At 74.2% G+C, this 19,576-nt stretch carries 18 protein-coding genes; 16 read left to right on the forward strand and 2 right to left on the reverse strand.

Annotation, left to right across the window (positions count from 1 at the left end):
* Positions 1-54 precede the first annotated feature (54 nt).
* A complete protein-coding gene (gene clpB, locus ADL08_RS33580; protein ID WP_053649840.1) occupies positions 55-2,649 on the forward strand; it encodes an ATP-dependent chaperone ClpB in 2,595 nt (864 codons plus the stop codon).
* Between the two features lie 7 nt (positions 2,650-2,656).
* Here the strand turns inward: clpB and ADL08_RS33585 are convergent, their stop codons facing one another.
* Positions 2,657-3,094 (reverse strand): hypothetical protein, encoded by a 438-nt coding sequence (locus tag ADL08_RS33585; protein WP_159043155.1) that lies wholly within the window; start codon positions 3,092-3,094, stop codon positions 2,657-2,659.
* A 121-nt stretch (positions 3,095-3,215) separates the two neighbouring features.
* On the opposite strand from ADL08_RS33585, the gene ADL08_RS33590 reads away from it, so the two are divergent.
* Entirely contained in the window at positions 3,216-3,749 is a 534-nt protein-coding gene (locus ADL08_RS33590; protein WP_053649843.1) for a YbjN domain-containing protein, read from the forward strand.
* A gap of 69 nt (positions 3,750-3,818) precedes the next feature.
* On the opposite strand, the gene ADL08_RS33595 is transcribed toward ADL08_RS33590, so the two are convergent.
* Positions 3,819-4,997, reverse strand: a complete 1,179-nt coding sequence (locus ADL08_RS33595) for a pyridoxal phosphate-dependent aminotransferase (RefSeq protein ID WP_053649845.1) — start codon at positions 4,995-4,997, stop codon at positions 3,819-3,821.
* Positions 4,998-5,088: 91 nt separating this feature from the next.
* On the opposite strand from ADL08_RS33595, the gene ADL08_RS36230 reads away from it, so the two are divergent.
* The 14 genes from ADL08_RS36230 (at position 5,089) to ADL08_RS33665 (ending at position 19,508) form a co-directional block, all read left to right on the forward strand.
* Positions 5,089-5,388, forward strand: a complete 300-nt coding sequence (locus ADL08_RS36230; RefSeq protein ID WP_078968589.1) for a hypothetical protein — start codon at positions 5,089-5,091, stop codon at positions 5,386-5,388.
* Between the two features lie 409 nt (positions 5,389-5,797).
* A complete protein-coding gene (locus tag ADL08_RS33605; protein ID WP_053649848.1) occupies positions 5,798-6,316 on the forward strand; it encodes a DUF2617 family protein in 519 nt (172 codons plus the stop codon).
* A gap of 74 nt (positions 6,317-6,390) precedes the next feature.
* Entirely contained in the window at positions 6,391-8,049 is a 1,659-nt protein-coding gene (locus ADL08_RS33610) for a polyamine aminopropyltransferase (RefSeq protein ID WP_078968588.1), read from the forward strand.
* A gap of 68 nt (positions 8,050-8,117) precedes the next feature.
* Positions 8,118-9,065, forward strand: coding sequence for an SRPBCC family protein (locus ADL08_RS33615; protein ID WP_053649850.1), 948 nt, complete (start codon positions 8,118-8,120; stop codon positions 9,063-9,065).
* A gap of 73 nt (positions 9,066-9,138) precedes the next feature.
* Positions 9,139-9,924, forward strand: coding sequence for an aldose epimerase (locus ADL08_RS33620; protein ID WP_053649899.1), 786 nt, complete (start codon positions 9,139-9,141; stop codon positions 9,922-9,924).
* Positions 9,925-9,950: 26 nt separating this feature from the next.
* On the forward strand, positions 9,951-10,490 hold the full coding sequence (gene pyrE, locus ADL08_RS33625) for an orotate phosphoribosyltransferase (RefSeq protein ID WP_053649901.1): 540 nt from the start codon (positions 9,951-9,953) through the stop codon (positions 10,488-10,490).
* Positions 10,491-10,712: 222 nt separating this feature from the next.
* A complete protein-coding gene (gene fbaA / locus ADL08_RS33630) occupies positions 10,713-11,735 on the forward strand; it encodes a class II fructose-bisphosphate aldolase (RefSeq protein WP_053649852.1) in 1,023 nt (340 codons plus the stop codon).
* Between the two features lie 109 nt (positions 11,736-11,844).
* Entirely contained in the window at positions 11,845-13,005 is a 1,161-nt protein-coding gene (locus ADL08_RS33635; protein ID WP_053649854.1) for a MalY/PatB family protein, read from the forward strand.
* 53 nt (positions 13,006-13,058) lie between these two features.
* Positions 13,059-14,537 carry an MFS transporter gene (locus ADL08_RS33640; RefSeq protein ID WP_053649856.1) on the forward strand — a complete coding sequence of 493 codons (1,479 nt, stop codon included), beginning with the start codon at positions 13,059-13,061 and terminating at the stop codon, positions 14,535-14,537.
* A gap of 151 nt (positions 14,538-14,688) precedes the next feature.
* On the forward strand, positions 14,689-15,102 hold the full coding sequence (locus ADL08_RS33645; RefSeq protein WP_053649858.1) for a DUF3151 domain-containing protein: 414 nt from the start codon (positions 14,689-14,691) through the stop codon (positions 15,100-15,102).
* Positions 15,103-15,387: 285 nt separating this feature from the next.
* Positions 15,388-16,296 (forward strand): DUF3152 domain-containing protein, encoded by a 909-nt coding sequence (locus ADL08_RS33650; protein WP_234352366.1) that lies wholly within the window; start codon positions 15,388-15,390, stop codon positions 16,294-16,296.
* A gap of 120 nt (positions 16,297-16,416) precedes the next feature.
* On the forward strand, positions 16,417-17,277 hold the full coding sequence (locus ADL08_RS33655; protein WP_053649862.1) for a tryptophan 2,3-dioxygenase: 861 nt from the start codon (positions 16,417-16,419) through the stop codon (positions 17,275-17,277).
* Positions 17,270-18,535: a kynureninase gene (gene kynU, locus ADL08_RS33660; protein WP_078968587.1), complete on the forward strand. Its 1,266-nt coding sequence runs from the start codon at positions 17,270-17,272 to the stop codon at positions 18,533-18,535. Before ADL08_RS33655 ends, kynU begins: the two co-directional genes overlap by 8 nt.
* A 106-nt stretch (positions 18,536-18,641) precedes the next feature.
* Entirely contained in the window at positions 18,642-19,508 is an 867-nt protein-coding gene (locus ADL08_RS33665; RefSeq protein ID WP_053649864.1) for an alpha/beta hydrolase, read from the forward strand.
* Positions 19,509-19,576: the final 68 nt, after the last annotated feature.

Consider the following 19,576-nt stretch of genomic DNA (forward strand, 5'->3'; position numbering starts at 1 on the left):
AGCGGATCCGGGCGGATCCGCGAGGCACCCGCACGCCGAGGAGGAGCACCGCACATGGACGCCGAACTGACCAACAGGAGCCGGGACGCGATCAACGCGGCCACCGGCCGCGCCGTGTCCGGAGGACACCCGGACCTGACCCCGGCCCATCTGCTGCTCGCCCTCCTCGCCGGCCAGGACAACGAGAACATCACCGACCTGCTCGCCGCCGTCGAGGCCGACCAGGCGGCCGTGCGCTCCGAGGCCGAGCGGCTCCTCGCCGCCCTGCCGAGCGTCGCCGGCTCCACGGTCGCGCCCCCGCAGCCCGACCGCGAACTGCTCGCGGTCATCGCGGACGCCGCGCGGCGGGCCGAGGACCTCGGGGACGAGTTCCTGTCCACCGAGCACCTCCTCGTCGGCATCGCCGCCAAGGGCGGCCGGGCCGGTGAGATCCTCGACCGGCAGGGCGCGAGCGCGAAGAGGCTGCTGGACGCCTTCGAGACGAACAGGGGAGGACGCCGGGTGACCACACCCGACCCGGAAGGGCAGTACAAGGCGCTGGAGAAGTTCGGCACGGACTTCACCGCCGCCGCGCGCGAGGGCAGGCTGGACCCGGTCATCGGCCGCGACCACGAGATCCGGCGCGTGGTCCAGGTGCTCTCCCGCCGCACCAAGAACAACCCGGTCCTCATCGGCGAGCCCGGCGTCGGCAAGACCGCCGTCGTCGAGGGCCTCGCCCAGCGGATCGTGAAGGGCGACGTCCCCGAGTCCCTCAAGAACAAGCGGCTGGTCTCGCTCGACCTCGGCGCGATGGTCGCCGGCGCGAAGTACCGCGGCGAGTTCGAGGAGCGCCTGAAGACCGTCCTCTCCGAGATCAAGGAGAGCGACGGCCGGATCATCACCTTCATCGACGAGCTGCACACGGTCGTCGGCGCGGGCGCCGGCGGCGACTCCGCCATGGACGCGGGCAACATGCTCAAGCCGATGCTGGCCCGCGGCGAGCTGCGCATGGTCGGCGCGACCACCCTGGACGAGTACCGCGAGCGGATCGAGAAGGACCCCGCCCTGGAGCGCCGCTTCCAGCAGGTCCTGGTCGCCGAGCCCACCGTCGAGGACACCATCGCGATCCTGCGCGGGCTCAAGGGCCGCTACGAGGCCCACCACAAGGTGCAGATCAACGACTCCGCCCTGGTGGCCGCCGCGACCCTCTCCGACCGGTACATCACCTCCCGCTTCCTGCCCGACAAGGCCATCGACCTCGTCGACGAGGCCGCCTCCCGGCTCCGCATGGAGATCGACTCGTCCCCGGTCGAGATCGACGAGCTCCAGCGCTCCGTGGACCGGCTCCGCATGGAGGAGCTGGCCCTGAAGAACGAGACCGACGAGGGAAGCAAGCAGCGCCTGGAGAAGCTGCGGCGCGACCTCGCGGACCGCGAGGAGGAGCTGCGCGGCCTCACCGCCCGCTGGGAGAAGGAGAAGCAGTCCCTCAACCGGGTCGGCGAGCTGAAGGAGCGCCTGGACGAGGCCCGCGGCCGCGCCGAGCGCGCCCAGCGCGACGGCGACTTCGACACCGCCTCCAAGCTGCTCTACGGCGAGATCCCGGCCCTGGAGCGCGAGCTGGAGGAGGCCTCCGAGGCCGAGGCCCAGCAGGAATCGGCCAAGGACACGATGGTCAAGGAGGAGGTCGGCCCGGACGACATCGCGGACGTGGTCGGCTCCTGGACCGGCATCCCCGCCGGCCGCCTCCTGGAGGGCGAGACGCAGAAGCTGCTCCGCATGGAGGACGAGCTCGGCAAGCGGCTCATCGGCCAGTCCGAGGCCGTCCGGGCCGTCTCCGACGCGGTGCGCCGCACCCGCGCCGGGATCGCCGACCCCGACCGGCCCACCGGCTCCTTCCTCTTCCTCGGCCCGACCGGCGTCGGCAAGACCGAGCTGGCGAAGGCGCTCGCGGACTTCCTCTTCGACGACGAGCGGGCGATGATCCGCATCGACATGTCGGAGTACGGCGAGAAGCACTCCGTCGCCCGGCTCGTCGGCGCGCCCCCCGGCTACGTCGGCTACGAGGAGGGCGGCCAGCTCACGGAGGCGGTCCGCCGCCGCCCGTACAGCGTGGTCCTGCTCGACGAGGTGGAGAAGGCGCACCCGGAGGTCTTCGACGTCCTGCTCCAGGTCCTGGACGACGGCCGGCTCACCGACGGACAGGGCCGGACGGTGGACTTCCGCAACACCATCCTGATCCTGACCTCGAACCTGGGCAGCCAGTACCTGGTCGACCCGGCGACCTCCGAGGACGTGAAGAAGCAGCAGGTCCTGGAGGTGGTGCGGGCCAGCTTCAAGCCGGAGTTCCTCAACCGGCTGGACGACCTGGTGGTCTTCTCCGCCCTCGACCGGGCCGAGCTGGGCCGGATCGCCCGGCTCCAGATCGACCGGCTCGCCAGGCGGCTCGCCGAGCGGCGCCTCACCCTGGACGTCACCCCGGCGGCCCTGGAGTGGCTGGCCGACGAGGGCAACGACCCGGCGTACGGCGCCCGGCCGCTGCGCCGTCTGATCCAGACGGCGATCGGCGACCGGCTCGCCCGGGAGATCCTGGCGGGCGAGGTCCAGGACGGCGACACGGTCCGGGTGGACCGCTTCGAGGACAACCTGATCGTGGGCCCGGCCGCCCGTTAGCCCCGGGTCAGTGGTCGAAGGCCTCGACGCGTACGAGGGCGGTCTCCCCGTCCTCGTACGCGATCGAGACCCGTACGGACAGCACCTCGCCGTACTCCACCGACCGGCACACGTCCCGCGCGCAGGAGGACGGGGCCACCCCGTCCGGGTAGGTCGCGGACAGCCAGGACCCGGCACCGGCCCGGTCCGTCCGGAACTCGGCCACGACCCGCGACTCCTGCCAGTGGGCCCCCGTGCACCGGGCGTCCCGGGCGTCCGCCGGGAGCGTCCCCCGGGCGAAGGTCATCACTTCGGAGCAGTCGGCCGGCTTCGCCCCGCCGGCCCCGTCCCAGGCCGCCGCGCCCCAGGCCACCAGGGCCAGCGGCCCGCCGCAGACCACCGTCATCGCGACCGAGGCCCAGATCCAGGTCCACGGCCGCGCCTTCACCGGCCCGCGTGTCGCCACCGTCTCCTCCCCCATGCGCACCAGATCTTGTCAGCCCGCAGCGGATCGCGGAAGCAGGGGTTGCCACGGACCGCCCGGGATGGGAGAGGATGGCGAGCATCCGTACGAAGGGAAATACACGGTGAGCATCGACCCGTCCTCGATTCCGAATTTCGGGGGCCAGCCCCAGCCTCAGGCCGCAGGACCGGCGGGCCCCGTCGTCCCCGACCAGGACCTCGTCAAGCAGCTCCTCGACCAGATGGAGCTGAAGTACGTCGTCGACGACGAGGGCGACCTCGCGGCGCCGTGGGAGGAGTTCCGCACCTACTTCATGTTCCGCGGCGAGGACGAGCAGCAGGTCTTCTCGGTCCGGACGTTCTACGACCGTCCGCACTCGGCCGACGACCGCGCGCGCATCCTCGACGCGATCGACGACTGGAACCGCCGCACCCTGTGGCCCAAGGTCTACACCCACCTGCACGAGGAGGAGGACGGCTCCGCCACCCTCCGTCTCATCGGTGAGGCCCAGATGCTGATCGGCACCGGCGTCGCCCTGGAGCACTTCGTGTCCTCCACGGTCAGCTGGGTCCGCGCCTCCATCGAGTTCGACAAGTGGATCGTGGAGCAGTTCGGCCTGGAGTCCCCGGAGGACAAGGCCGGCGGCGAAGAGGCCTGAGCCTCCCCCGCACCACGCCGAGGGCCCGGCTTTCCCCGCAGCGGGGAAAGCCGGGCCCTTCCCGTGTCCTCAGGCCAGCCGCTTGAGCCGGGAGACGGCCTCCTCCAGGACCTCGGTCTTCTTGCAGAAGGCGAAGCGGACGAAGGGGGCGCCCGCGTCCCGGTGGTCGTAGAAGACGGCGTTGGGGATGGCGACGACGCCGGCGCGCTCCGGGAGGGAGCGGCAGAAGGCGAAGCCGTCGGTGGCGCCGAGGGGACGGATGTCGGTGGTGACGAAGTAGGTGCCGGACGGGCGGTAGACCCCGAAGCCCGCCCGCGCGAGGCCCTCGGCCAGCAGGTCCCGCTTGGCCGCCAGGCCGGCGCGCAGGCCGTCGAAGTACGCGTCCGGGAGCCGGAGCGCCTCGGCGACCGCGTACTGGAACGGTCCGGCGGAGACGTACGTGAGGAACTGCTTGGCCGAGCGGACGGCCGAGGTCAGCTCGGGGCTCGCGGTGATCCAGCCGACCTTCCAGCCGGTGAACGAGAACGTCTTGCCGGCCGAGGAGATGGTGACCGTGCGCTCCCGCATGCCCGGCAGGCTCGCGATCGGCACGTGCTCGGCGCCGTCGAAGACCAGGTGCTCGTAGACCTCGTCCGTGACGACGAGCAGGTCCCGCTCGACCGCCAGCTCGGCCACGGCGGTCAGCTCGGCCCGGGTCAGGACGGTGCCGGTGGGGTTGTGCGGGGTGTTGAGCAGGATCAGCCGCGTCCGGTCGGTGACGGCGGCCCGCAGCTCGTCCAGGTCGAGGACGTAGGAGCCCTCGTGGGGGCGGAGGGTGACGGGGACGCGGGTGCCGCCGGCCATCGCGACGCAGGCCGCGTACGAGTCGTAGTACGGCTCCAGGGCGATCACCTCGTCGCCCGGCTCGACCAGGGCCAGGAGCGAGGCCGCGATCGCCTCGGTGGCGCCCGCCGTGACGAGGACCTCCGTGTCGGGGTCGTACGCCAGGCCGTACCGCTCCCGCTGGTGGTCGGCGATGGCCGTCCGCAGCTCGGGGACGCCCGGGCCCGGCGGGTACTGGTTGCCCCGGCCGTCCCGCAGGGCGCGCACCGCCGCCTCCCTGATCTCCTCCGGGCCGTCGGTGTCGGGGAAGCCCTGGCCGAGGTTGATCGCGCCGGACTCGGCGGCGAGCGCGGACATCTCGGCGAAGATCGTCGTGCCGAACTCGGCGAGGCGGCGGTTGAGCGGCGGTCGTGTCATGCCCGCCATCCTGGGCCCAAGCTCTGGACTTGCTCAAGTGTGCTTTGGGCCGGGAACGGCATGGGAATCTCCCTCGCACAGAAGAACGGGGGTAGTACTCATGGCACTCTTCATCGGCATCGTCCTCGCGGTCGCCATCGTGGTCGTCATCGTGCTCGTCGCCACCGCGGAGAGTCGGCGCGCGGCCGCCGTCCAGCGCGCCGCCGTCCGCAGGTCCCTCGCCGCGTACCGCGTCGCGGCCGCCCGCGCTCCCGCCAGGCGTACGAAGCGGGGCGGCCGGCGGTCGGACTCCGGCGGCGTCTGGGTCGACGGGGGCGGCGGTGGCGGCTGCGGCGGCGGCGGCTCCTCCTGCGGTTCCAGCAGCTCCGGCTGCGGTGGCGGCGGCTGCGGCGGCAGCTGAGCGGGCGGGCCGCCGGCCACGGGGGTGTCGGCGGCCCGTCGGTACGCGTGCGCGTGCGTGCGCGCGGGGCGGTCTTCGGGCGGAGGTCCCGCGGGCGCGGGGCGGTCTTCGGGTGCGGGCGCCGGGCGTGTGGGCGGGGCCCGAGCACACGGGGCCGTCCGCCGGCGTGCGCCCCGGCGGACCGATCCGGTTGAACAATTGAACTGTGGGGTCCCCGAAGGGGTTGGAAACCACGGCAAGTTGGGTAAAAACGCTGCGAGTCGTCCGGCGTCCGTGGTTCTCTCGCTCCTGACAGAGACAGCCCTCGGACCGTGTGTGGACCCGAGCCGGCGATTCCCCACTCCCGTTGAAACCCTTCACCGGGGGCGCCCCCGGCCCACCCGTCAAACCGTGTTTGCGGAGCCGACCCATGCTCACCTCCCTGAAGACCTCCTACACCGACACGCGCGCGGCCGATCTGGCCTGGGCGCTCGGGCGCGAGCCGCTGCCCGCCCTCGCCGTCCTCGACCTCGAACTCTCCGGTGCCAAGCTCCAGTTGAGGCTGCTCGGCGCCTCCCACCAGGTCCTCCTGGAGGAGGAGGGGCGCACCTGCTCGGAGACCGTGGCCTGCATGCCCGGCAGCAGCACCCCGCTCCCGCTCGGCGTCTCCAAGCGCGTCGGCGGCTGGGAGTACGAATTCGCCGCGCGCGTCGAGACGCTCTCCGACGGCTCCTTCGCGGGCCGCGCGCAGGAGTTGCTCGCGCTCGTCGCCGACCATCCCCACGGACTCGCCGGCACCTTCCCCGGCTCCCCGCACGCCTTCACCGCGATGCTGGCGCAGCGCCACGAAGGACAGGTGCGGTGGCGCACCTGGCACGCCTACCCGCAGGAGGGGCAGTTGGTGGTGACCAGGACCAGGATCGGCGCGCGCATGCCCGCCGCACTCTGATGCGCCCCCCGAAAGCCCCGTGTGCACTCGGACGGGTGACGAGGGGCGTCCGGACCGTGACGTAGCGTTACTGCATGATCGAGCCGACCGTGACCATGCGACCCGAGGAGCGGGTGCGGCGGGCGCCCGCGCGGCGGCCCGTCCGGCCGCGCGAGGCGGTGCGGCTCCCGGTCCTCGTGGTGGTCTTCGTCTGCGCCGCCTGCGGTCTGGTCTACGAACTCGAACTGGTGGCCCTCTCCTCGTACTTGATCGGGGACTCGGTCACCCAGGCCTCCGTCGTGCTCTCCGTGATGGTGTTCGCGATGGGGGTGGGCTCGCTCCTCGCCAAGCGGCTGCGCTGCCGCGCCGCCGTCGGCTTCGGCCTGGTCGAGGCCGCGCTCGCGCTGGTCGGCGGCTGCTCGGCGATGGCGCTGTACGCGGCCTTCGCCTGGCTCGGCGAGTCGCGGTACGTGGTCGTGGCGTTCTCGCTCGCGATCGGGGTGCTCATCGGCGCGGAGATCCCCCTCCTGATGTCGCTGATGCAGCGCACCGGGCGGAAGGGGGCGCCGGGGGAGCCGGACGACGCGGCCGGGACGGTCGCCGACCTCTTCGCCGCCGACTACGTCGGCGCGCTGGTCGGCGGCCTCGCCTTCCCGTTCCTGCTCCTTCCCTGGCTCGGCCAGCTCACCGGCGCGCTCGTCACCGGCGCGGTGAACGCCGTCGCGGGCGGCGGGCTCGTCCTCTGGGTCTTCCGCCGCGACCTGACCGCCCGCTCCCGGGCCCTGCTCCTCGCCGTGAACCTGGGCGTCCTGGCCGTCCTCGGCACCGCGACCGTCCTCGTCGACGACTTCGAACAGGCCGCGCGCCGGGCCGTGTACGGGGAGGACGTGCGGGTCGCCGTCCACACCGACCTCCAGGAGATCGTGGTGACCGGGGGCCCGGAGGGGCCGCCCGGCCTGTTCCTCGACGGCCGGCTCCGGGTCGCCGGGCAGGACGAGCACCGCTACCACGAGGCGCTCGTCCACCCCGCGATGAACGGCCCGCACGCGCGCGTCCTGATCGTCGGCGGCGGGGACGGGATGGCCGCCCGCGAGGTGCTGCGCCACCCCGGCGTCCGGTCCGTGACCGTCGTGGAGCTCGACCCCGGGGTCGTCCGCCTCGCCCGCACCGATCCGGCGCTCGCCCGGCTCAACGCGGGCGCGTTCCGGGACCCGCGCGTCCGGGTGGTCCACGAGGACGCCTTCCACTGGCTGCGGGGCGCCGCCGACCGGGTGCGGGAACGTTACGACGTGGTGGTCTCCGACCTGCCCGACCCAGGGATCACCTCCAGCGCCAAGCTGTACTCGGAGGAGTTCTACGGGCTCGTGGCCCGGGTCCTCGACCGGTCCGGGCGGTTCGCCGTCCACGCCGGCTCGCCCACCGACCGGCCCCGCACCTACTGGACGGTCGACGCCACCCTGCGGGCCGCCGGCTTCGCGACCCGGCCCTACGGCGCGGGCGGCCGCGCCCCCGGCTTCGCCGCGGGCCCCGACCGCGCCGACCGCGCCGCCGGTACGGGGCCGGGGCCCCGCGACTGGGGCCTCCTCCTGGCGGTCCCGGGCGACCGGCCGCCCGCCCTCGGCCTCGACCCCGACGGGCCCCGGCCGCGCTCGCTCGACGGGGACGCCCTGGCGGCCGCCGCCCGCCGCGCCGAGCGGCCCCCGGGTGCCGGACCGCCCTCCTCGACGCTGGTGCACCCGAGGTACGGCGACTGAGGGGCGGGAGCACCCGGTGCGGGGCGAACAGGCGACGCGGCGCCCCGGTCTGAGTAGGCTCGGCTCCCATGGAGCATGAGGTGTTCGTCCCGGTACCGGCCGAGGCCCTGCGCGCGACGCTCACGGACCCGGCCCGCGTGGTGCGCTGCGTGCCCGGTCTCCAGCGGGACGCCGGAGCGGACCCCCTGGCGGGCCGGCTCAAGGTCAGGGCCGGCGGCCGCACCGTCACCTACCGGGGCGCGCTGCGGATCGTCGAGCGGGACGGCGCCATCACCTACGAGGGCGAGGGCGCCGAGGTCCGGGGCAAGGGCGGGGCGGAGCTGTCGCTCACCGTCGTCCTCACCCCGGTGGCCGAGGGCACGAACCTGAGCTTCACGGGCGCCCTGTCGGCGACCGGCCGGCTCGCCGACGAGACGGACGAGGCCAGGGCCACGGCGGGCACGCGCCTGCTCGACCGGTTCGTGGCGGCGCTGACGGAGGTCGCGGGGGAGACCGGGAACCCGGGCGCCGATGCCGATGCCGATGCCGATGCCGGTGCCGGTCTCGGTGCCGTCGCCGGGCCCGGTGCCGTCGCCGGTGCGGGTTCCGGCGCCGGTACCGATGCCGCTCACAGCGACGGGAGCGACGAGGCCGACGGGAGCGACGAGGCCGCCGCGACCGCCGCCGACGACGACGGTGTCGACGACGGCGTGGAGGAGCCCTCCGACCGCGGCGCCGTCTTCGACGCCCCGGTGCCGCCCCCCGCCCTCGACCCCCTCCCCGGCGAGGACTTCGGGGACGCGCCGATCGAGTTCCCCGCCCCGCAGCCCGCCGCCGAGGCCGCCCACGCGCGCCGGACCATGATCGGGCGGAGCGCCGAGGAGGTCGACCACGCCCCGCCGCGCGGCCGGTACGCCCCCGTGCCCGCCCCGGAGACGACCAGCGCCGGGGCCACCCTGCGCTGGATCGCCCCGGCCGCGGCCCTCGCGCTCGCCTCCGCCGTCGTCGTCGGCCGGGCCCTGCGGCGACGCCGCTGAGGACACCCCCGGGGCGCCGCCGAAACGGTCGGCCGCGTTCCGTGCCCCGCAGGCTTAGGGTCGGGGGGTGAGCATGCAGACGCGACTGACGGCGGGCGACGCCGAGTTGACCATCAACCCCGACAACGGCTGCCGGATCGAGGGCCTGCGCATCGGCGGCACCGAGGTGCTGCGCCAGGGCGAGCGGTACGGGTGCTTCCCGATGGCGCCCTGGTGCGGGCGGACCGAGAACGGGCGCTTCCGCAACGGCGCCACCACCCACCGCCTTCCGGTCAACGCGCCCCCGCATGCCATCCACGGCACCGTCCGCGACCTCGCCTGGAAGACCGCCCGCGTCTCCGAGACCGAGGCCGTGTTCGTCTGCGAGCTGGCCGACCCCTGGCCGTACGGGGGCCGGGTCACCCAGGTCTTCGAGCTGGCCGAGGACTCCCTCACCCTCCGCTTCGGCGTCGAGGCCTACGACGACTCGTTCCCGGCCCAGGCCGGCTGGCACCCCTGGTTCCTGCGCAACCTCGGCGGGGGCGGCCAGGACGTACGGGTCGACTTCGCGCCCGCCTGGCAGGAGGAGCGCGGCGGGAACCACCTCCCCACCGGCCGCCGGATCGACCCCCTCCCCGGCCCCTGGGACGACTGCTTCGGCATGCCCGGCGGCGTCGACGTCACCCTCACCTGGCCGGAGGAGCTGGAGCTGAGGGTCACCAGCCGCTCCGAGTGGGTCGTGCTCTACGACGAGCAGGCGGAGGCGGTCTGCGTCGAGCCCCAGTCCGGCCCCCCGAACGGCCTCAACACCCACCCGCGCCTGGTCACCCCGATCGACCCCCTGGAGATCGAGAGCACCTGGAGCTGGCGCCGCCCCTGAGCGGACCGCCCCTTAAGCTCGTGACCATGACTGACGTACGCGCTGAGCTGCTCCAGCAGATCAAGGACAAGGCCGTGGTGCACGGCAAGGTGACCCTCTCCTCGGGTCTGGAAGCCGACTACTACATCGACCTGCGCCGGATCACGCTGGACGGCGAGGCCGCCCCGATGGTGGGTCAGGTCATGCTCGACCTCACGGCCGATCTGGACTTCGACTGCGTCGGCGGTCTGACCCTGGGCGCCGACCCGGTCGCCACCTCGATGCTGCACGCCTCCGCCGCGCGCGGACAGCGCCTGGACGCCTTTGTCGTACGGAAGGCGCAGAAGGCGCACGGCATGCAGCGCCGCATCGAGGGCACGGACGTCAAGGGCCGCCGCTGCCTCGTCGTCGAGGACACCTCGACCACCGGCGGCTCGCCGCTCACCGCCGTCGAGGCCGTCCGCGAGGCGGGCGGCGAGGTCGTCGCCGTGGCGACGATCGTGGACCGGGGCGCCGCCGGCGCCGTCGCCGGCGCCGGGCTGCCGTACCTCACCGGCTACCAGCTGGGCGATCTCGGCCTGGCGTAACTGCCGCGAAGTCGTGACTTAGGTCCCGGGGCAGGGCCAGAACTGTCCTGACCTGCACTTTTGGCCAGGGGCGGGGTGTTTCACGTGAAACACCCCGCCCTTCGGCGTGCCGGGCCCATGGGAGCCCGGACGAGAGTCTGGAAGGATGGGGGCGACGATGACGTCGCCCCCAGGTCAGGGACAGCAACAGCACACACCCCGCACATCACAAGGAGCGGACGAATGCCCATCGCAACCCCCGAGGTCTACAACGAGATGCTCGACCGGGCGAAGGCAGGCAAGTTCGCCTACCCGGCCATCAACGTGACCTCGTCCCAGACCCTGCACGCCGCGCTGCGCGGCTTCGCGGAGGCCGAGAGCGACGGCATCATCCAGATCTCGACCGGCGGTGCCGAGTTCCTGGGCGGTCAGTACAACAAGGACATGGTCACGGGCGCCGTCGCCCTGGCCGAGTTCGCGCACATCGTCGCCGCGAAGTACGACATCACGGTCGCCCTCCACACCGACCACTGCCCGAAGGACAAGCTGGACGGCTACGTCCGTCCGCTGCTCGACGTCTCCGCCGAGCGCGTCGCCCGGGGCGAGAACCCGCTGTTCCAGTCGCACATGTGGGACGGCTCCGCCGAGACCCTCGCGGACAACCTGGCCATCGGCCAGGAGCTGCTCGCGAAGGCCGCCGCCGCCAAGATCATCCTTGAGGTCGAGATCACCCCGACCGGCGGCGAGGAGGACGGCGTCACGCACGAGATCAACGACGAGCTGTACACCACCGTCGACGACGCGATCCGCACCGCCGAGGCCCTGGGCCTGGGCGAGAAGGGCCGCTACCTGCTCGCCGCGTCCTTCGGCAACGTGCACGGCGTCTACAAGCCGGGCAACGTCGTGCTCCGCCCCGAGCTCCTCAAGGACCTCCAGGCGGGCGTCGCCGCGAAGTTCGGCAAGGCCGACCCGTTCGACTTCGTCTTCCACGGCGGCTCGGGCTCCACGGCCGAGGAGATCGCCACCGCGCTGGAGAACGGCGTCGTGAAGATGAACCTCGACACCGACACCCAGTACGCCTTCACCCGTCCGGTCGTGGACCACGTGTTCCGCAACTACGACGGCGTCCTGAAGGTCGACGGCGAGGTCGGCAAGAAGTCCACCTACGACCCGCGCACCTGGGGCAAGCTGGCCGAGGCCGGCATGGCCGTCCGCGTGACCGAGGCGTGTGCCGCGCTGCGCTCGACCGGCACCAAGCTCAAGTAGGCACGTCATGAGCGAAGGGCCCGGCACCCCCGGACGGGGAGGCCGGGCCCTTCGTCCGTCGGGGAGGTCCGTCGGGGAGATCCGGCGGGGGAGAGGGCGAGAGGGCCTGATGTACGACTTCGACCGGGAGATCGACCGGCGCGGCACCTGGTCCGTCCAGTGGGACGGGATCGCGGACCGCTTCGGCGTGCCCGACCTGCTGCCCTTCACCATCTCCGACATGGACTTCGCCTCCCCGCCGGAGGTGCTCGCCGCCCTCCGCGAGCGCGTCGACCACGGGGTCTTCGGCTACACGGACTGGCGGCTCGGGGACTTCCGCGAGGCGATACGCCACTGGTACGCGAGCCGGTACGACACCGCGATCGACCCGGACTCCCTGGTGTACGCGCCCTCCGTGCTCAACCAGCTCTCGCAGCTCCTGCGGATGTGGACCGGGCCCGGTGACGGCGTGGTCGTCCACACCCCCACGTACGACGGCTTCCGCAAGGCCGTGACCGGGCTCGGGCGCGAGCTGCGCGGGGTCCCGGTCGGGGACGCGGAGGCCCTGGAGCGCGAGCTGGCCCGGCCGGACAGCCGGATGCTGCTGCTCTGCTCCCCGCACAACCCGACCGGCCGGGTGTGGACGGAGGCGGAGCTGACCGCCTTCGCGGAGCTCGCCGAGCGGCACGGCGCGAGCGTCGTCAGCGACGAGATCCACGCGGACCTGACCACCGAGGGGCACCGGCACGTGCCGTGGACCCGGATCGCGGAGCGGGGCCGGGGGCGCCGCTGGGCGCTGGTCACCTCGGGCACCAAGGCCTTCAACTTCCCCGCGCTCTCCGGCTCGTACGGGATCGTCGGCGACCCCGACGCGCGCGAGGCGTTCGTGCGGCGCATGGAGACCGGCGAGGGGCTGGCCTCGCCCGCCGTGCTCTCGCTGACCGCCCACATCGCCGCGTACCGGCACGGCGCGGCCTGGCTGGACGGGCTGCGCGGCTATGTCGCGGGCACGATGGAGCTGGTCCGGGAGCGGCTGGCCGAGGGGCTTCCCGGGGTGGTCTGGGAGCCCCCGCAGGCCGGCTACCTCGCCTGGATCGACCTGCGGCCCCTCGGGATCGAGGAGACCCGGCTCCAGGAGGAGCTGGTGACGGCGGAGCGGGTCGCGATCATGCCGGGCGGGACGTACGGCACGCCGGGCTTCGTCCGGCTGAACGTGGGCTGCCCCCGGAAGAAGGCCGAGCGGGGCGTGGAAGCCCTGGTCAGGGCGGCGAACCGGCTGCGGACCGCCTGAGGCCCCCGGGCCCCGGGGGCGCGGGGCGGCGCGTTTCGCGGGACCATGCGGACATGGGCGAGCGGAACGTGCGGATGGCCTCCGGGACCGGGCGGTGGATCGTCTTCACCACCGTCCTGGGCTCCGGGATGGCGCTGCTCGACTCCACCGTGGTCAACGTCGCCCTGCCGCACATCGGCGAGGACCTCGGCGCCGACCTCGCCGTCCTCCAGTGGACGGTCAACGCCTACATGCTGACCCTGGCCGGGCTGATCCTGCTCGGCGGCTCGCTCGGCGACCGGTTCGGACGGCGCCGGGTCTTCGTGACCGGGGTGGTGTGGTTCGCCGCCGCCTCCCTGCTCTGCGGCCTCGCCCCGAACGCCGGGGTGCTGATCGCCGCCCGCGCGCTCCAGGGCGTGGGCGGGGCGCTGCTCACGCCCGGGTCGCTCGCGCTGATCCAGGCGAGCTTCCACGAGGACGACCGGGCCAGGGCCGTCGGGCTCTGGTCGGGCTTCGGCGGGGTGGGCGCGGCGATCGGGCCGTTCGTCGGCGGCTGGCTGGTGGACGGGCCGGGCTGGCGGTGGGTGTTCCTCCTGAACGTGCCGCTCGCCCTGGTCTGCGTTCCGGTCGCCCTCCGGCACGTCCCGGAGTCGCGGGACGAGACCGCGCACGGCCGCTTCGACGTGCTCGGCGCGGTCCTGGGCGCGGCGGCGCTCGCGCTCGTGACGTACGCGCTGATCGGGGCGGCCTGGTGGGCCGGGGCGGCCGGGGTCGTCGCCGGGGCCTGCTTCGTGGTGCTGGAGCGGCGGCGGGGCGAGGCGGCGATGGTGCCGCCGTCGATCTTCCGCTCGAAGCTCTTCACGGCCGTCAACCTGGTCACCCTCTGCGTGTACGCGGCCTTCGGCGGGTTCTTCTTCCTGGCGGCCCTCCAGCTCCAGGTGGTCTCCGGCTACTCGGCGCTCGCCGCCGGCACGGCCCTGCTGCCGACGACCGTGCTCATGCTGCTGTTCTCGGCGAAGTCCGGGGAGCTGGGGGAGCGGATCGGCCCCCGGATCCCGCTCACGGTGGGGCCGCTGCTGTGCGCCGCCGGGATGCTGCTGATGCTGCGGGTGGGGGAGGAGCCCTCGTACGTACGGGACGTGCTGCCCGCCCTGCTGGTGCTCGGGCTCGGCATGACGGCCCTGGTCGCCCCGCTGACCGCGACCGTCCTCGCCTCGGTGGACGTGTCGCGGGCGGGCCTGGCGAGCGGGATCAACAACGCGGCGGCGCGGGCGGCCGGGCTGCTCGCGGTGGCCGCGCTGCCGATGCTGGCGGGGATGGGGCCGGAGGCGTACCGCTCGGCGGCCGAGTTCGGGGAGACGTTCCGGCGCGCGATGCCGATGTGCGCGGGGATCCTGGTGGCGGGCGCGGTCCTGGCCTGGACGACGATGAGGGCCCCGGCCGCCGGGACCGCCGGGGCCGGTACCGGGGCTTCCTGCCACCCGGAGTGCCGGGTGCACTGCGGGGTGCAGGCCCCGCCGCTGGACCCGGGCGGCCGGGCCGCGGACCGCTGAGGGGGCGGGGTACCGGATCGGACCGGAGTCCCGGCCGGGATCGGGACCCGGAGCCCGGGTCGGCGGGCGGGCCCCGGATCCGACCGGGGCCCCGGTCGGCGGGCGGGACCGGGCGCGGTTCGGGGCGTCCGTCCTGAGGCAGACTGGGCCCATGGCCATCCACGAGAACCTGCTGGGGGGACCCGCCCCCACCCACCTGCCCGACGAACCGGGCCCGCGCGAGCTGCTCGCGAGCGGCACGGACCCGGCGGAGGTCGCCGCGAAGTACCCGACCTCCTCGCTCGCCTGGGCGCGCCTCGCCGACGACGCCTTCGAGGGCGGCCGGGTCGTCGAGTCGTACGCCTACGCCCGCACCGGCTACCACCGGGGCCTGGACGCCCTGCGCCGCAACGGCTGGAAGGGCCACGGCCCGGTCCCGTGGGAGCACGAGCCGAACCGCGGCTTCCTGCGCGCGCTGCACGCCCTGGCCCGGGCGGCCGGCGAGATCGGCGAGAAGGAGGAGTACGCGCGCTGCACGACCTTCCTGCGCGACTCCTCGGAGACGGCGGCGGAGACGCTCGGCTGACACGGGCGCGACCCCCGGGGCGGTGGCCGGTCGACGGCCGCCGCCCCGGCGTCTTTTCGAAGCCGCACGCCTTTTCGGAACCGACCCCGCGCTTTTCGAGTCTGTTCGAGCGGGACCGGTACGATCCCCGGAACCGCAGCACCGACGAACGCCGGTAGCGAGGCCCCACTTCCTCTTCCCCACACCGGCCGAGCAGGGGAGAGGTCTGTCGTGGGCAAACGTGCCGCACCCGCAGGACGGCGACGTACGCGGAGCAGCCGGCGGCGCGGGGACGGACCCGGCCCCGTGCGCCGGCTCGCCCTCCCCGCCCTGGTCCTGGCGGCCCTCGCGCTCGGCGGCGGCGCGGCCCTCGCCCACTTCCAGGGCGGGCCGGCCGACGGCACGGCCGCCCCGGCCCTCCCCGCGCCCGGCCCCGAGGCCGCGGTCACGGAACCGGCGACCGCCCCGCCCGCGCCCCGGCCCACCACGGCGGAGCCGGCACGGCCCCCGGCCCCGGCGCCGACACGGGCCGCGCGGCCGAAGCCGAAGCGGACGCCGACGCCCCGGCCCACCGAGCCCGGGGCGACCCCGGAGACCACGCCCGCCCCGACGCCCGAGGCCGTCCCGGAGAAGCCCGTCGTGCCCCGGTCCGGCCCCGGCACCTTCACCACCGCGCGGGCCTCCGGCGACCCCACCGGCACCAGCGGCGCCCTGCGCCGCTACCGGGTCCAGGTCGAGGACGGCATCGAGCTCCGGGCGGACGGGACGGCCGCCGAGATCCAGCGGATCCTGGCCCATCCGCAGGGCTGGGCCGCACACGGCCGGGGCCGCTTCCAGCTGGTCTCCGAGGGCGAGGAGGCCGACTTCGTCATCCGGATCGCCACCCCCGACACGGCGGACGCGCTCTGCCTCCGCGAGGGCCTCGACACCGGCGGCGAGCTGAACTGCGAGACCACCGAGGGCGTCGTCGTGAACCTCAGGCGGTGGATGCTCGGCTCCCCGACCTTCGCGGGGGAGCCCGCCGAGTACCGGCACCTGATCATCAACCACGAGGTCGGCCACGAGATCGGCATCCGGCAGCACATGGCCTGCCCGGGCCCGGGAAAGCCCGCGCCCGCGATGATGCAGCAGATCAAGGGCCTGGACGGCTGCGTTTCGAACGCTTATCCGTATGACGAAGACGGGAGCTACATCACGGGGCCGATCGTGCCATGATGCGGTTGGGACGGCGCGCGACGGAGCGCGCCTCCCGAGGGGACCGGAGCTCCCGTGCCGCACGAGGTGTCGGACGGTGGAGCGGACCGCTACCCGGAAGAACGTATCGAGGAGACAGAAATGTCAGCCTTTCCAGGCCTTCCCGATGCCTCCGGAGCCGGCTCGGTCGTCGACGACCCGAACCTCGACTTCGCGGGCACGACGCCGTACGAGGACTACGTCCAGGCGGACGTCCTCACCCACCTCCAGCACCTCCGCTCGGACGACCCCGGCGAGATGGTCTTCCTGGTCACCACCCAGGTCATGGAGCTGTGGTTCACGGTGATCGTGCACGAGTGGGAGACCGCGAGCCGCGCCCTGCGCGAGGACCGGATCCCCGTCGCCATGGACGCGCTCAAGCGCTCCGTGCGCGAGCTGGAGGCACTGAACCACTCCTGGCGGCCGCTCGCCCACCTCACCCCCGCCCAGTTCAACTCCTACCGGGGCGCCCTGGGCGAGGGCTCCGGGTTCCAGTCGGCGATGTACCGCCGGATGGAGTTCCTGCTCGGCGAGAAGTCCGCGTCCATGCTCGTCCCGCACCGGGGCGCGCCCCGCGTCCACGCCGAGCTGGAGAAGGCGCTCCACGAGCCGAGCCTGTACGACGAGGTCCTCGGCCTGCTCGCCCGGCGCGGCCTGCCCGTCCCGGCCGCCGTCCTGGGCCGCGACCTCTCGAAGCGGTACGACTCCTCGCCCGAGGTCGAGGCGGTCTGGGCCGGGATCTACGCGGACCCCGACCAGAACGCCGAGCTGGTCCGGCTCGGCGAGGCCCTCAGCGACGTGGCCGAGCTGGTCTGGCGCTGGCGCAACGACCACCTGGTGGCGACCCGGCGCGCGATGGGCGCCAAGACCGGCACCGGCGGCTCGGCGGGCGTGGCCTGGCTGGAGAAGCGGGCGCAGAAGAACGTGTTCCCCGAGCTCTGGACGGCCCGCAGCCATGTCTGATCTCCTCAAGGGCCGCCTCAAGGACCAGCTCAGGGACCGCCTCAAGAGCCGTCGCGAGGACCACCTCGAAACCCGGGCCCGGGACCTCGACGCGACCGACGGACTGGCCGGGCACCGAGAGAGGTTCGCCCTCGACGCGGACACCGTCTACCTCGACGGCAACTCGCTCGGCGCGCTGCCCGCCCACGTCCCGGCCCGCATGGCCGACGTCATCACCCGCGAGTGGGGCGAGCTGCGCATCCGCTCCTGGGACGAGTCCGGCTGGTGGACCGCGCCCGAGCGGGTCGGCGAGCGGATCGCCCCGATCGTCGGCGCCGGTCCCGGACAGGTCGTGGTCGGCGACTCGACCAGCGTGAACGTCTTCAAGGCGGTCGTCGCCGCCGCCCGTCTGGCGGGCGACGGACGCGACGAGATCCTGGTGGACGCCACGACCTTTCCCACGGACGGGTACATCGCGCAGTCGGCGGCGCGGATGACGGGTCACCGGATCGTGCCCCTCGACCCGGCCGCGATGGCGGAGGCGGCGGGCCCGCGCACGGCCGCCGCCCTCGTCAACCACGTCGACTACCGCAGCGGCCGGCTCCACGACCTGCCGGGCGTCACCGCCGCCCTGCACGCGGCGGGCGCGCTCGCCGTCTGGGACCTGTGCCACAGCGCGGGCGCCCTGCCCGTCGGCCTGGACGCCCACGGGGTCGACCTGGCCGTCGGCTGCACGTACAAGTACCTGAACGGCGGCCCCGGCGCGCCCGCCTACCTGTACGTCGCCGAGCGCCACCAGGCGGCCTTCGACTCGCCGCTGCCCGGCTGGAACTCGCACGCCGACCCGTTCGCCATGACCCCCGGGTACGAGGCGGCGGCCGGCGCCGTGCGGGGCCGGGTCGGCACGCCCGACATCCTCTCCCTCCTCGCGCTCGAAGCGGCCCTCGACGTGTGGGACGGGGTCGCGGTCGAGGACGTGCGGGCCAAGTCCCTCGCCCTGACGGACTTCTTCCTGGAGTGCGTGGCGGCGTACGTCCCCGAGGGCCGGGTCGAGTCGGTCACGCCCGGGGCGCACGACGAGCGCGGCAGCCAGATCGCGCTGCGCTGCGCCGAGGCCCCGGCGGTGATGGCCGAACTGATCCGGCGCGGGGTCGTGGGCGACCTGCGCCGCCCCGACGTCCTGCGGTTCGGCTTCACGCCGCTGTACGTCGGGTTCGCGGACGCGGAGCGCGCGGCGCGGATCCTCGCGGAGGTCCTGGCGGACGTACCGGCCGCGTAAGGGGTGCGCGGGTCCGATGACCACCTGATCCGCGGGGCTCCGGTCCTGGTACCGTCCCCGCAGGTCAGGCCAATTCGGCCCCGTACCCGAGAGGTTGGAACAGCCCATGGATCCCGCCGCGCGCGACGCCGCCGAAGAGGCGTCGGCCTTCTCGCACCCGGCCGTCGCCCCGGACGCCACCGCCGCGTACGGCGACCACCCCGACCAGGTGGTCGACTTCTACGCCCCGCGCGACGGACGCGACCGGGCCCCGCTCGTCGTCGCCCTGCACGGCGGCGCCTGGCGGGCCCCCTACGACCGGGGGCACCTGACGCCGTTCGCGGACTTCCTGGCCCGCCGCGGCTTCGCCATCGCCAGCGTCGAGTACCGGCGCGGCGGCGGCCTCCCCCACCAGGGCGGCACGGCCCCGGTCGCCGGGCGCTGGCCCGAGACCTTCGACGACGTGGCCGCCGCCCTGGACGCCGTGCCGGAGCTCGCCGCCGCGCACCTGCCGCGGGCCGACACGGGCCGGATCGTGCTCACCGGGCACTCGGCCGGCGGGCACCTCGCCCTGTGGGCCGCCGCCCGGCACGTGCTGCCCGCCGGATCCCCCTGGCGGCTGCCGGCCCCGCCGCCGCTGCGCGGGGTCGTCGCCCTCGCCCCGATCGCCCACTTCGCGCGCGCGGTCGAGCTCGGGGTGTGCGGCGGCGCGGTCACCGAACTCCTCGGCGGACCGGAGGCGTACGGGACCCGCGCGGCCTCCGCCGACCCGGCCGCCCTCCTCCCCACCGGCATCGCGACCACCGTCGTCCAGGGCCGCGAGGACGTCGTCGTGCCGTACGCGGTGGCCGACGCGTACGCGGAGGCGGCGGCGGGGGCCGGCGAGACGGTCGGCCTGACGCTCCTGGAGGAGACCGGCCACTTCCCGCTGATCGACCCGGCGACGGACGCGTGCGCGGTGGTGGCGGAGGAGATCGCCCAGCTGGCCTGGTGACCGTCCTGGGGGGACCCCGGGGCCTTTCGTAGTACTCAGGACGGACGGGGAAGGATCCGTAGGGAGCG

Source organism: Streptomyces sp. NRRL F-6492, from assembly GCF_001280125.1.
Classification (GTDB): Bacteria; Actinomycetota; Actinomycetes; order Streptomycetales; family Streptomycetaceae; genus Streptomyces.